11 protein-coding genes are annotated in these 12445 nt (G+C 53.6%); all 11 read right to left on the bottom strand.

Annotation, left to right across the window (positions count from 1 at the left end; all coding sequences use genetic code 11):
• Positions 1–64: 64 nt before the first annotated feature.
• A complete protein-coding gene (gene yihA / locus MUB23_RS00515) occupies positions 65–667 on the bottom strand; it encodes a ribosome biogenesis GTP-binding protein YihA/YsxC (protein WP_244798231.1) in 603 nt (200 codons plus the stop codon).
• Positions 664–2961: an endopeptidase La gene (lon, locus tag MUB23_RS00510; RefSeq protein ID WP_244798230.1), complete on the bottom strand. Its 2298-nt coding sequence runs from the start codon at positions 2959–2961 to the stop codon at positions 664–666. The genes yihA and lon overlap by 4 nt, the downstream gene beginning before the upstream one ends.
• Positions 2962–3127: 166 nt before the next feature.
• Complete coding sequence (clpX, locus tag MUB23_RS00505) at positions 3128–4420, bottom strand: ATP-dependent Clp protease ATP-binding subunit ClpX (protein WP_244798229.1); 1293 nt, start codon at positions 4418–4420, stop codon at positions 3128–3130.
• Between the two features lie 10 nt (positions 4421–4430).
• On the bottom strand, positions 4431–5012 hold the full coding sequence (gene clpP / locus MUB23_RS00500; RefSeq protein ID WP_244798228.1) for an ATP-dependent Clp endopeptidase proteolytic subunit ClpP: 582 nt from the start codon (positions 5010–5012) through the stop codon (positions 4431–4433).
• Positions 5013–5027: 15 nt separating this feature from the next.
• Entirely contained in the window at positions 5028–6308 is a 1281-nt protein-coding gene (gene tig, locus MUB23_RS00495) for a trigger factor (protein WP_244798227.1), read from the bottom strand.
• A 182-nt stretch (positions 6309–6490) separates the two neighbouring features.
• Positions 6491–7741: a glutamate-5-semialdehyde dehydrogenase gene (locus MUB23_RS00490; protein ID WP_244798226.1), complete on the bottom strand. Its 1251-nt coding sequence runs from the start codon at positions 7739–7741 to the stop codon at positions 6491–6493.
• Positions 7742–7760: 19 nt separating this feature from the next.
• Positions 7761–8612 (bottom strand): glutamate 5-kinase, encoded by an 852-nt coding sequence (proB, locus tag MUB23_RS00485; protein WP_244798225.1) that lies wholly within the window; start codon positions 8610–8612, stop codon positions 7761–7763.
• Between the two features lie 187 nt (positions 8613–8799).
• A complete protein-coding gene (lepB, locus tag MUB23_RS00480; protein WP_244798224.1) occupies positions 8800–9303 on the bottom strand; it encodes a signal peptidase I in 504 nt (167 codons plus the stop codon).
• Entirely contained in the window at positions 9300–10700 is a 1401-nt protein-coding gene (locus MUB23_RS00475) for an MATE family efflux transporter (protein ID WP_244798223.1), read from the bottom strand. Before MUB23_RS00475 ends, lepB begins: the two co-directional genes overlap by 4 nt.
• 211 nt (positions 10701–10911) lie before the next feature.
• Positions 10912–11862, bottom strand: a complete 951-nt coding sequence (locus MUB23_RS00470; RefSeq protein WP_244798222.1) for an SPFH domain-containing protein — start codon at positions 11860–11862, stop codon at positions 10912–10914.
• Positions 11856–12302, bottom strand: coding sequence for an NfeD family protein (locus tag MUB23_RS00465; RefSeq protein WP_244798221.1), 447 nt, complete (start codon positions 12300–12302; stop codon positions 11856–11858). The genes MUB23_RS00470 and MUB23_RS00465 overlap by 7 nt, the downstream gene beginning before the upstream one ends.
• Positions 12303–12445 lie beyond the last annotated feature (143 nt).

The following is a 12445-nucleotide window of genomic DNA, read 5'->3' as shown; positions in this document are numbered from 1 at the left end:
TCTCCCTGGAATATCCTGTAAATTAAACATAGATTATAGCAGATTCTCCCGGATCCCGCAAGCCTCAGACCGGAGAAATCTCCTCCGGCCCGTCATCTTCCAGCAAAGCGTAGATTTCCTCCCGTCCCTGCTTGGTCTCAGCGGAAAACGGGATCACCGTCACGTCCGGCCCGGCACCCAGGCCCTCCCGGACCAGCTTCAGCTGTTTTTGCAGCTGGCTGCGCTTAATCTTGTCCAGCTTGGTGGCAATCACGATGGGCTGGTAACCGTTGTGGAGAATCCAGTCGTACATCTGCTTGTCATTGGCGCTGGGTTCATGGCGGATATCCACCAGGAGAAATACCTGCCGAAGCACCTTAGAACTCCTCAGATACCGCTCAATCAGCTTTCCCCACTTTTCTTTTTCCGCGATCGACACCTTGGCGTAGCCGTATCCGGGGAGATCCACCAGATACCGCTCGTCGTTGATGTTGTAAAAATTGATGGTCTGGGTTTTTCCCGGCTGGGCCGAAGTCCTGGCGTAAGCCTTTCGGTTCATCAGCGCATTGATCAGCGAAGACTTCCCCACGTTGGATTTTCCGGCAAAAGCAAACTCCGGCTTTTCGTTTTTCGGAAGAACGCTGGTGACTCCGCATACGGTTTCCAGGTTGACCGTTTTAATAATCATACAAAACTCCTCGGAATGACTTCCTCCATGGAAGAGACATAGACAAGCTCCATGCCGCCGGTGATCTCTTCCGACAGTTCTTCGATATCCGGACGGTTTTTCGCCGGCACCAATACCTCATGGATTCCGGCCAGTTTGGCGGCCAGCAGCTTTTCTTTCAAACCGCCGACCGGCAGCACCCGACCGCGCAGCGTGATCTCGCCGGTCATGGCCAAATCCGCTTTCACCTTTTTCCCGGTCACGGCCGAGAGCACCGCCGTCGCCATGGTAATGCCGGCCGAAGGACCGTCCTTGGGCACCGCCCCTTCCGGGATATGGACATGGATGTCATTCTTTTCAAAATAATCGTCGTCGATGCCGTACCGGGACCCGACCGAACGGATATAGGTGATACCGGCCTGCGCCGACTCTTTCATCACATCGCCCAGCTGGCCGGTCAGCTGCAGCTTGCCGTCCCCCGGCATCTGATTGACTTCTACCTGCAAGGTATCGCCGCCGACGCTGGTCCAGGCCAGACCGCGGACAATACCGATCTGATCCTCCTCATTGGCCGCGTCGTAGGTCACTTTTTCTTTCCCCAGATATTTTTCCAGGTTTTCCACCGTGACCGCAACCGAGGTCAGCTCCTTCTGCTCTAAAAGCTCCCTGGCGGCTTTCCGGCACAGGTCGCCGATCCGCCGCTCCAGGCTCCGGACTCCGGCTTCCCTGGTGTAATTATGGATGATCTTTTTCAGAGCGGCCTCATCAATAGAAAATTGCTTTTCCGTCAGGCCGTTCTTTTCCAGTTGCTTCCCGATTAGATAGTCTTTGCCAATATGGAACTTTTCATTCTCCGTATAGCTGCTGACCTCGATGATATCCATGCGGTCCAAAAGCGGCTGGGGAATCGTCTCGGTGGTATTGGCGGTAGCGATAAAAAGGACCTTGGAGAGATCCACCGGAATTTCCACATAGTGATCCCGGAATTTATTGTTCTGTTCGGAATCCAGCACTTCCAGGAGAGCCGAGGAAGTGTCTCCCTTATAATCTTTGCTGACCTTGTCGATCTCATCCAAAAGCATCAGAGGATTCGCCACGCCGGCCTGTTTCAGCCCGGCCACAATCCGCCCCGGCATCGCGCCGATGTACGTACGCCGGTGACCGCGGATCTCCGCCTCATCCCGGACTCCGCCAAGGCTGACGCGGACATACTGCTTGTCCAGGGCTCTTGCGACAGAGCGGGCGATGGAGGTCTTTCCGGTGCCGGGCGGTCCCACCAGGCAGAGAATGGAGCCGTCCCCTTTGCCGCTGAACGAACGAACCGCCAGGTATTCCAGGATCCGTTCCTTGATCTTCTCCAGGCCGTAGTGATCCTCGTTCAGGATCTTTTCCGCCTTCCGGATATTCTTATTTTCTTTCTGAACCTTCTGCCAGGGAAGCTCCAGCAGCGTCTCAATGTAGGTGCGGCTGACTGTCCCCTCCTGGCTGCCCGAAGGCATCATCCGGAAGCGGCGGATTTCTTTGCGGATTTTCTCTTTCACTTCCGCGTCGGCTTTTAGCTTTTTCACTTGATTTTCAAAGTGATCCGCATCATTTGCCTCATCCTCCCCCAGTTCCGTGCGAAGAACACGGATCTGTTCCCGGAGCAGATACTCCTTCTGGTTCTTATCGATCTGCATCTTGACTTTTTCCTGGATATCCTGCTTGAATAGAATAATCTCAATTTCATTGTCCAGGAGCCTTGCCATCAACTGATAGCGGGCGTAAGTAGAATCCAGTTCCAGTAATTCCTGCCTGCTCTGATTGCTGAGAGGCATCCGGATCATCATCTGATCCATCAGCTCCGGCAGCGACTGGATCGCCAGCATCTGATTGGCCCCCGCCTCCCCGAAGGACGGAGTCAGTTTGGCAAAGTGTTCAATATTTTCCTTCAGCGCCCGCATCATCCCTTCTTCCTCCAAAGGATTCAGAATGTCGTTGCTGTACGGCGCCTCTTCCACTTCGGCCTCAAAAAACGGAGATTCACTCAGCATCTTTACGATCTCTCCGCGGGCCGTCCCCTCCACGAGGACGCGGACCGTATCATTCGGTAGTTTTAAAATCTGCTTCACCGTGGCAATCGTGCCGATATGGTGCAGATCCTCCTCGGCCGGCTTCATCACCGCCTCATCCTTCTGGCAGGCCAAAAACAGCTGGTCATCCTGGACCATGGCCCGCTCCACAGCGGCAACGGAAATCCGCCGGCTGATATCAAAGTGCATCAGCATCTTGGGGAGTATCACCACGCCCCGCAATGCGATTACCGGTAATTTCATCTTTTATCCTCCATCCAAATAAAGTGTGCGCTTTGCGCACACTCGCGCCGGAGCGCGGCTGCGCCAGCAGCAGGAAACGCGCAAAGGGCCGCCGCAAAAGCCTCCCGCCGCCTCATGGCGGCAGGAAGCTCCGGTTTCCCGTTCTGCAGCAGCCCCTACCATTTCCTTATGCGATTTCGTTGCTGTCCTTCCGGCTGATGCGGCGCTTTTCCCGCGGGACTTCCACGTCCCGGATCGTCAGCTCCGGCTCCCCGGTGCCGCGGATAACCTCCTCGGTCACCAGGCACCGGCCCACTTCCTCATTGGAAGGCAACTCGTACATCAGGTTCGTCATTGCCTTTTCCAAGATCGAGCGCAGGCCTCTGGCCCCAGTCTTTCTCTCCGCGGAAAGCTTCGCGATCTCCCGGACCGCGCCTTCCGTAAATTCCAATTCCACATGGTCCAACTCAAACAGCTTTTGATACTGTTTGACGATCGCATTTTTCGGTTCCGTCAGGATTTTTACCAGCGCCTCTTCATCCAGCGGCTCCAAAGATACCACCACCGGGACACGGCCGACAAATTCGGGAATCAGCCCGAACTTGACCAGATCCTGGGGCATCGCCTGTTTCAAAAGCTCCCCAAGATTTTCTTCCTGCTTCACCTTAATGTCGGCGTTGAATCCAATGGAGTTGGCGCCGAGCCGGTTGTCGACAATCTTTTCCAGACCGTCGAAAGCGCCGCCGCAGATAAACAGGATATTCGTCGTATCAATCTGGAACATCTCCTGGTGGGGATGTTTCCGTCCGCCCTGGGGCGGCACGCTGGCCACGGTGCCTTCCAAAATTTTCAGCAGCGCCTGCTGTACGCCTTCCCCGGACACGTCACGGGTAATCGAAACATTCTCCGATTTTTTTGTGATCTTATCAATCTCATCAATATAGACGATGCCGTACTCCGCCTTATGGATATCATAATCCGCCGACTGAATCAGCTTTAACAGGATGTTTTCCACATCCTCTCCCACATAACCTGCCTCGGTCAAAGCCGTCGCATCCGCGATGGCAAAGGGGACGTTCAGCAGACGGGCGATTGTCTGAGCCAGGAAGGTTTTTCCGGAGCCGGTGGGACCCAGCATCAGAATGTTACTCTTCTGGACGTCCACATCAGTAATATCCGAAGAGATGCGCTTGTAGTGGTTATAAACCGCCACCGACAGCACCTTCTTAGCATCTTCCTGACCGATCACATACTGATCCAGAAACGCCTTGATCTCCTTGGGCTTTTTCAGTTCAATGCCGCGGAAGCTGGCCGGCGAACCGTCCAGATCTTCCAGTTCCTCCTCCAAAAGCTCGGAGCAGAGCTCGACACATTCATCACAGATGTATACGTCTTTCTTATTTCCTGCTATCAGCTTCTGCACCTGGTCCTGGGATTTCCCGCAGAACGAACAGTACAGCGTATCCATTCCTTTTGACATCCTCTACTCCTTAATGGTGAACGATGACCTCGTCGATCAAACCATAGGCCTTTGCTTCCTCGGCCGACATATAGTTGTCACGCTCGGTATCCTGCGCAATCACATCCAGAGGCTGGCCGGTGTTGTCCGCCAAAATCTGGTTCAATGTCTGTTTGATCTTTAAAATATGCTCGGCGACAATCTTGATCTCCGTTGCCTGCCCCTGGGCTCCGCCCGAAGGCTGGTGAATCATGATCTCGGCGTTGGGCAGGGCAAACCGCTTACCCTTCTTGCCGCCCGCCAGCAAAAAAGCCCCCATGCTGGCCGCCATGCCGATGCAGATCGTGGAAACATCGCTCTTAATATACTGCATGGTGTCGTAGATCGCAAGTCCCGCGCTGACCGAACCGCCGGGGCTGTTGATATACAGGGAAATATCCTTTCCGGGATCCTCGGATTCCAGGAAAAGAAGCTGGGCAACGACCAGGCTTGCAGTCACATCATTGACTTCCTCGCCGAGGAAGATAATCCGTTCCTTCAGCAGACGGGAATAAATGTCATAGGACCGCTCTCCGCGGCTGGTCGATTCGATTACATAAGGCACTAAGCTCATTGATTTCACTCCTAATTATTTGGCGGCTGCGTATACCATGTCGATGGCTTTCTGAACAGCGATATTCATCTTCATCTGCTCTTTCTGCTCCTCGTCCATGTAGGTTTTCACCTGCTCCACATCCATGCCGTAGGCTTCCGCCATTTTCTTGATCTCTTCTTCCACATCTTCTTCGGTGGCAACCAGGCTTTCCGCCGCTACGATTGCTTCCATCACCAGACGGGTCTGAATGCGCTTTAACGCCTGCTCCTTCATCTGGTCGATCATCTGTGCTTCGGTCTGGCCGGTGTACTGCATGTATTGCTGCAGATTCAGTCCCTGGGACTGCAGACGCTGGCCGAACTCGCTCACCATACTTCTGGCCTGGGAAGTGATCATCAGCTCCGGGACCTCCATCTGGGAGTTCTCGATGATCTTGTCAACCAAAGCGTCCTCCTTGGCAATCTTGGCTTCTTTTTCTTTGTTCTCCGTCAGTTTCTTCTTGACGTCTTCTTTGTACTCGTCCAGGGTTTCAAAATCGGAAACCTCGCTGGCGAACTCATCGTCCAGCTCCGGCAGTTCTTTCACTTTGATCGTGTGAACCGTGCACTTGAAGACAGCAGGCTTGCCCGCCAGCTCCTTCGCATGGTACTCTTCGGGGAAGGTCACGTCTACGTTCTTCTCCTCGCCGATGACGGCGCCGATCAGCTGCTCCTCAAATCCAGGGATAAAGGAATGAGATCCGATGGTCAGCGGATAGTTGTCGCTCTTTCCGCCCTCAAAAGGCGCGCCGTCCACAAAGCCTTCGAAAGCCAGCTCAATGATATCGCCGTCTTCCACCGCTCTGTCGTCCACGGTCTTCATGGTCGCGTTTTTCTCCTGCTCCTTCTTCAGTTCCGCAAGGATTTCCTCCTCGGTGACTTCCACCGGCTTGGACTCGACTTCAAGGCCCTTATACTCGCCGAGGGTTACCTCCGGACGGGTCGCAACCGTGGCCGTGAAGATCACGGGCTTGCCGGCTTCCACCTGCTCATATTCGATTTCCGGCTGGGAAACGATCTCCAATTCGCACTCGCCGCAAGCCTCCTCATAGGCTACCGGGATCAGTTCATTAACGGCGTCCTCCAGAAATACGTCTGCACCGTAGTATTTCTCAATCATCTTGCGGGGCGCTTTGCCCTTCCGGAAGCCGGGCAGGGTAATCTGGTTTTTCGCTTTCCGGTATACCTGATCGATGGATTCTTCCAGTTTCTCTACCGGTACCTCTACGGTCAGCTTGGCCAGATTTTTCTCCAGGTTTTCTACCTTAACACTCATTTTTTGTGTTTCCTCCTTGATTTATCGGTTATTTTTCCGCAATTTTTCTTTCCGCGAACCGAAAAGTTGCCGGAGCAGTCTTTCCGGCTTAGTCAATTTAGCATTATATCATGTTTTCCTCAAAAAAGGAAGCATTAATTTACTCATTTTAGTTTTATCCCGTCCCGTCCAAAACCAGCCGCCTACGGGCGGATTTGCCCGTTTCCGTAAATAATATACTTGGTGCTGGTCAGGGCGTTCAGCCCCATGGGGCCCCTTGCGTGGAGCTTCTGTGTACTGATGCCGATTTCCGCGCCGAACCCGAATTCAAATCCGTCGGAAAAACGGGTAGACGCATTGACATAGACACAGGCCGCGTCGATTTCATCCAAAAACCTCTGGGCATTGGCATAGTCCTTGGTGATAATCGCCTCAGAATGCCCGGTATTGTACCGGTTGATATGCGCGATGGCCTCATCGAGGGAAGATACGGTCTTTACGGAAAGAATCCAGTCCAGATACTCTCTTCCCCAGTCTTCCTCCAAGGCTGCTCTGGAACGCTTTGGCCCAAGGATCCGGCAGACATTCTGATCCCCCCGGATCTCCACGCCCCGCTCGTTCAGGGCATCCGAAAGGCAGGGAAGAAAAGACTCTGCGATCCTCTTATGGATAACCAGGGATTCGCAGGCATTGCATACACCGATGCGCTGGGTCTTTGCATTACAGATAATATCTGCCGCCATCTGAAAATCCGCGCTCTCGTCCACATAGATATGGCAGTTCCCGGTTCCCGTCTCAATGACAGGGATGGTAGCTTGGTTCACCACGGTCTGGATCAAGCCCCTGCCGCCCCGCGGGATCAACACATCTACATAAGCGTTCATCTTCATAAAGGCGGCGGCCGCCTCATGAGAGGGATCCGTGATCAGCAGGACCGCGTCTTTTGGGATTTCCTGCTCCTCTAAGGCCGCCTGGATGATGGAAACCATGGAAATGTTGGAATACATGGCGTCGCTGCCGCCTTTTAGGATCACCGCGTTTCCGGTTTTAAAACACAGCGAAAAAGCGTCGGCAGTCACATTGGGCCTGGCCTCATAAATCATTCCGACCACTCCGATCGGAACCCGCTTCTGGCCGAGCAAAAGGCCGTTCGGGCGCTTTTTCATGGAGAGGACCTCTCCGACTGGGTCCTCCAGCGCCGCCACCTGGCGCATCCCCGCAGCTATCTGTCCGATCCGCCCTTCATCCAGCATCAGCCGGTCCAGCAGGCTCTCCGGCATATGATTGGCCCTGGCCCGGACAAGATCCTTTGCATTTTCTTCCAGCAGCCGCTCCGCGTGCTCGATTAGGGCATCCGCCGCGGCGTACAGGGCCCGGTTCTTTTTCTCCGTATCCAGCATGCCGATTTTGCGGCTTACTTCTTTGGACTTTCTACATAATTCCATCAATTCCATCCTGATTCCGCTCCTTCCTTCAGCCTATGGTCTCCCGGATAAAATCCGCGAGACAGAACGTCTCATTCTTTTCCGCCCGGAAAACAGTTCCGGTAAAAGAGTCCTCAAAAATGTGGTGCAGGACCGACACATCCCTGCCGTTTGCAATCACCATATCCGCGCCGGACAGCGTGGCGATCCTGGCCGCCGTCAGTTTGGTGGCCATGCCTCCGGTTCCCACATCGCTGCCTGTGGTGCTTTTCGCCATGTGATAGATCTCGGAGTCCATCCGTTCCACCACTTCGATCAGTCTCGCATTGGGATTTCTGTGGGGATCATCCGTGAAGAGACCGTCGATATCAGAGAGTAAAATCAACAGGTCCGCCCCCACCAAGGACGCCACAATCGCCGAGAGCGTGTCGTTGTCGCCGAACTGCATCTCATAGGTTGACACCGTATCATTTTCATTGACAATCGGAATCGCCCCCAGCCGGAAAAGCTCCTCAAACGTATTTTTGGCATTTCCGCGGGCTACCGGGTCGATCATCGTATTTTTTGTCATTAAGACCTGGCCGGCCACCTGGTTGTACTCGGCAAATAATTTCTGATACACCATCATCAGCCGGGCCTGTCCCACCGCCGCGCAGGCCTGTTTCGTGGAGATGTCCCCCGGCCGCTCCGCCAGGCCCAGCGACCTTCTCCCCACCGCAATGGCTCCGGAGCTGACCAGGCAAACATCCAGGCCGCGGTTTCGTAGGTTGCACAGCTCGCGCACCAGGCGCTCCAGTTTGGTAAGATTCAGGCTTCCGGTCTCCTCGTAATTCAGTGAGGAGGAACCGATTTTTACAACCACTCTTTTCTTTACGCTAAAATGAAAAATATCCTGCTCCATTTTTCGTCATAGTCCCCTTTTTCTCGATCATCACAAATAACTGTATTACTCTATCATATTTGTTCTAAAATAGCAAAACTTTTTTCGCGTCCGGCCGCCTCTTCCTCATCTCCCAGTCCGGCCGTAAAAGCAAATCCGCAGCTTCCATTTGAACGGAAACTGCGGATCTATTGCATCCCCAAAAGCCTCAGCTAATCCATCTAAGTTTCGGCCAATAGGAAAAATAAACTTTCCCGCTGATAGCGTCTTTGCTGACATACGTATTTTTCCAGAATCTTGCATCGAGGGAGTGATTCCGGTTGTCTCCCATCACGAAATAGTGCCCTTCCGGCACATGGTAAGGGCCGTAACTGCCGGCCATGGGCTCGGCCAGGTAGTCCTCCTTCAAGGCTTCCCCGTTCACATAGGTCACGCCGTCAATGATTTCCACCGTATCTCCCGGCAGGCCGATGACACGTTTCACATACAGGCTTTCCGGTTCGTCCGGCGCGTGAAAAACAATGATCTCACCCCTCTCCGGCTCCGAAAACCAGTATGCACATTTTAAGCCCATGACACGGGTTCCGGTCATAATCGTATTTTCCATGGACTCTGTTGGAATCGTCGCATTGATCAGAATAAAAATCCGGACCAGGAGTACGGCAACCAGCAGAATGATATAAGGCAAAAACTCTCGAATCCACTTTTTCATGCAGGTTCCTCCCCGTTTTGTATTTCTTTTTCCAATGGCGCGATCTTTTCCCGGTACATTTTACGGAAAAATGTAATCCCCATCAGCAGCGAAACGATCTCGGCAATCGGAAACGCAAGCCAGACCGCCGTCAGCCCGAAGTATTTGGCAAACAGATAAGCCAAAGGTAAAATCACAATCAACTGGCGGCACAGCGACATCAGCAGGCTGAGCACCCCGTTGCCCAGCGCCTGGAAAGATCCCGACAGCACGATGCTGATCCCTGCCACCAGAAAACTCAGACTGATGATCCGGAGAGCTGGCACGCCGACCGAAAGCATGTCCTCTGATGCCTGGAACCAGGAAAGCATCAGCTCCGGAAGGAGCTGAAACGCCAGCACGCCCAGCAGCATCAGGCAGACCGCCCAGATTACGCTGGTCCGGATCGTCTCTTTCATGCGGTCCGGACGCCTGGCCCCATAGTTATATGCTACGACCGGCAGCGCCGCATTATTCAGGCCAAGCACCGGCATGACGATAAAACTTTGCAGTTTGAAGTAAGCCCCAAAGACCGCGGCGGCCGTCGTGGAGAACATCAAAAGGATCTTATTCATGCCAAAGGTCATCACCGATCCGATCGCCTGCATCACGATGGACGGAAGTCCCACGGAATAAATGCCCTTTATGATCTCTCCGTTTGGCCGGAACCGGCGGAAGGAAAGACGAATTTCCTTATTTAGAGTCAGGTTAAAGATAATAGCCAGCGTCATGCCCAAAATCTGTCCGGTCACGGTCGCGATCGCCGCCCCCAGCACCTCCATCCGCGGAATGCCAAGGGCCGGGACGCCAAAGATTAAAATCGGGTCTAAAATGATATTGGTCACTGCGCCGGCCACCTGGGCAAACATGTGGCAGACCATTTTTCCGGTTGCCTGGAGCAGGCGCTCCCAGATAATCTGCATGAAAAGCCCCACGGAGAAAACCATGACCACCCAGAGATAATCCACTCCGTAAGCCAAAATCTGTTCGTCTTTCAACTGCATCTCAAAGAAAGTCCGGGAAAACAAGACGCCCAGCAGAGCAAAAACCACATAACTGACGGCGCCGATAAAGATCCCGTTGACAGCCGTACGGTTGGCCGATTCAAAATCCTTTTCCCCCAGTTTCCTGGACAGCAGGGAATTGATCCCAACCCCGGTTCCCACCGCCACGGCAATCATCAGATTCTGCACCGGAAAGGCCAGGGAAACGGCGGTCAGCGCCGCCTCATTTAATTGAGACACAAAGATACTGTCCACAACGTTGTACAGCGCCTGTACCCCCATGGACAAAATCATTGGCAGGGCCATGGATAAAAGCAGCGGCTTTACCGGCCGCGAACCCATCTTATTTTCTTTTCTCTCTGCTGTGGCTTCCATTGTCTTTTCTCCAAACTTTCATTCATGCCGCCTCCCGGAAAAACCGGGCTGCGCGTTCTCGTCATGTATTCTTTTGTAGGGCGGCACTCCCCTGCCGCCCTGGCCCTTAAGACAAACCAAATACCCCGCAGCAAGCTGCAGGGTATTTGGTCTCCGCTCCACACTGGCCGTTCCTTGGCAAACAATAACGATCTGCCGTTTTGTGTCCTGATCAGTCTTTGATTACCTCAGTCAAAGCTTTTAAGGAACCAGCTAATCCTTGAATCTCCGAAGGAATGATGATCTTCGTTGCCTGGCCGTCCGCCGCCTTGGCAAAGGCCTCCAGGCTCTTGATCTGGATGACTGCGTCATCGGCTCCGGCGTCTTTGATCACTCGGATACTGTCGGCGTTGGCCTGCTGAATCTTCAAAATGGCCTCCGCTTCCCCTTCTGCCTCGCGGATCGTAGCTTCTTTTTTCGCCTCAGCCCGAAGAATGGCGGCCGCTTTCTCCGCCTCCGCATCCAGAATGGCCGACTGCTTCTTTCCTTCCGCCACCAGGATCGTCGAACGCTTCTCTCCTTCCGCCTGCAGGATCTTCTCTCGGCGCTCACGCTCTGCTTTCATCTGGCGCTCCATGGAATCCTGAATCTCTCTGGGCGGGATAATATTCTTAAGCTCAACTCGGTTTACCTTGATTCCCCAGGGATCCGTGGCCTCATCGAGCAACGTGCGCATCTTCGTGTTGATCAGCTCACGGGATGTCAGCGTCTGGTCCAATTCCAGATCGCCGATGATGTTCCGAAGGGTAGTGGCCGTCAAATTTTCAATGGCCATCAGAGGATTTTCCACACCGTAGGCAAAGAGCTTCGGATCCGTGATCTGGAAAAACACGACGGTGTCAATCTGCATCGTGACATTATCCTTTGTGATCACCGGCTGCGGCTTAAAGTCGATGACCTGCTCTTTCAGGTTCACCCGGCGCGCCACACGGTCTACAAAGGGCAGTTTAAAATGGAGCCCTACCGACCAGGTCCCAATATAGGCGCCCAGCCGCTCAATAATCATGGCATTGGCCTGCGGAACAATCTTGATGCAGGATGCCAGGATACCGAGCAAAAACAGGGCCAGTATGATGATCAGTGCGGTTCCGATATACTTTCCAAGGGTCGCTGCTACTAACATGTTTTTTCCTCCTCTGAAACTCTTACAATCAGCTTCACACCGCTGATTTCTACTACGGTTACCACAGTCCCGGCCGGAATAATCTGCCCCTCCCGCTCCGACCGGGCTGTCCAAGGCATCCCATCCACCTTGACCTTACCGGTTGCTTGGAGATTGTTGATCTCTTCGATCACCTCTCCATGACGGCCTTCCATGCTTTCCACATTGGTCTTGACCGTCTTGCGGTTCAGATATTTGGCGGCGACAGGCCTTGTGAACACAAGGAGAATCAGGGAAACCGCAGCGAACGCCACAATCTGAACCACCAGTCCGCCGCCGAGGAGCGCTGCAAAAAAAGCAGCCACCGCGCCGCCGGCAAACCAGATCGTCGTAAGCCCCAGCGTCAATATTTCGATTCCCAACAGAATCACGAATAAAATCAGCCAATAGATGGATTCCATATTTCGACCTCCTTTCCACAGTTTGCCCATTTTTCCAGGGTATCCAGGCATACTCTGGCAGTGCATCCACTTTTCCCCTTTTCTTTTAGAGGGCATGCGGCTGCACTTTGACAGTGTTTCGTTCCGGCTTAGTTTCTCTATCA

Source organism: Cuneatibacter sp. NSJ-177 (assembly GCF_022867805.1).
Taxonomy (GTDB): domain Bacteria; phylum Bacillota; class Clostridia; order Lachnospirales; family Lachnospiraceae; genus Pseudolachnospira.
This window is presented reverse-complemented; position numbering and strand designations above follow the sequence as displayed.

What these genes read in the sequence shown, in the direction of transcription:
- MUB23_RS00470 (WP_244798222.1), bottom strand. Translation starts at nt 11,862, where the DNA reads ATGTTAGTAGCAGCGACCCTTGGAAAGTATATCGGAACCGCACTGATC.
- lon (WP_244798230.1), bottom strand. Translation starts at nt 2,961, where the DNA reads ATGAAATTACCGGTAATCGCATTGCGGGGCGTGGTGATACTCCCCAAG.
- MUB23_RS00475 (WP_244798223.1), bottom strand. Translation starts at nt 10,700, where the DNA reads ATGGAAGCCACAGCAGAGAGAAAAGAAAATAAGATGGGTTCGCGGCCG.
- clpP (WP_244798228.1), bottom strand. Translation starts at nt 5,012, where the DNA reads ATGAGCTTAGTGCCTTATGTAATCGAATCGACCAGCCGCGGAGAGCGG.
- yihA (WP_244798231.1), bottom strand. Translation starts at nt 667, where the DNA reads ATGATTATTAAAACGGTCAACCTGGAAACCGTATGCGGAGTCACCAGC.
- clpX (WP_244798229.1), bottom strand. Translation starts at nt 4,420, where the DNA reads ATGTCAAAAGGAATGGATACGCTGTACTGTTCGTTCTGCGGGAAATCC.
- tig (WP_244798227.1), bottom strand. Translation starts at nt 6,308, where the DNA reads ATGAGTGTTAAGGTAGAAAACCTGGAGAAAAATCTGGCCAAGCTGACC.
- lepB (WP_244798224.1), bottom strand. Translation starts at nt 9,303, where the DNA reads ATGAAAAAGTGGATTCGAGAGTTTTTGCCTTATATCATTCTGCTGGTT.
- proB (WP_244798225.1), bottom strand. Translation starts at nt 8,612, where the DNA reads ATGGAGCAGGATATTTTTCATTTTAGCGTAAAGAAAAGAGTGGTTGTA.
- MUB23_RS00465 (WP_244798221.1), bottom strand. Translation starts at nt 12,302, where the DNA reads ATGGAATCCATCTATTGGCTGATTTTATTCGTGATTCTGTTGGGAATC.
- MUB23_RS00490 (WP_244798226.1), bottom strand. Translation starts at nt 7,741, where the DNA reads ATGGAATTGATGGAATTATGTAGAAAGTCCAAAGAAGTAAGCCGCAAA.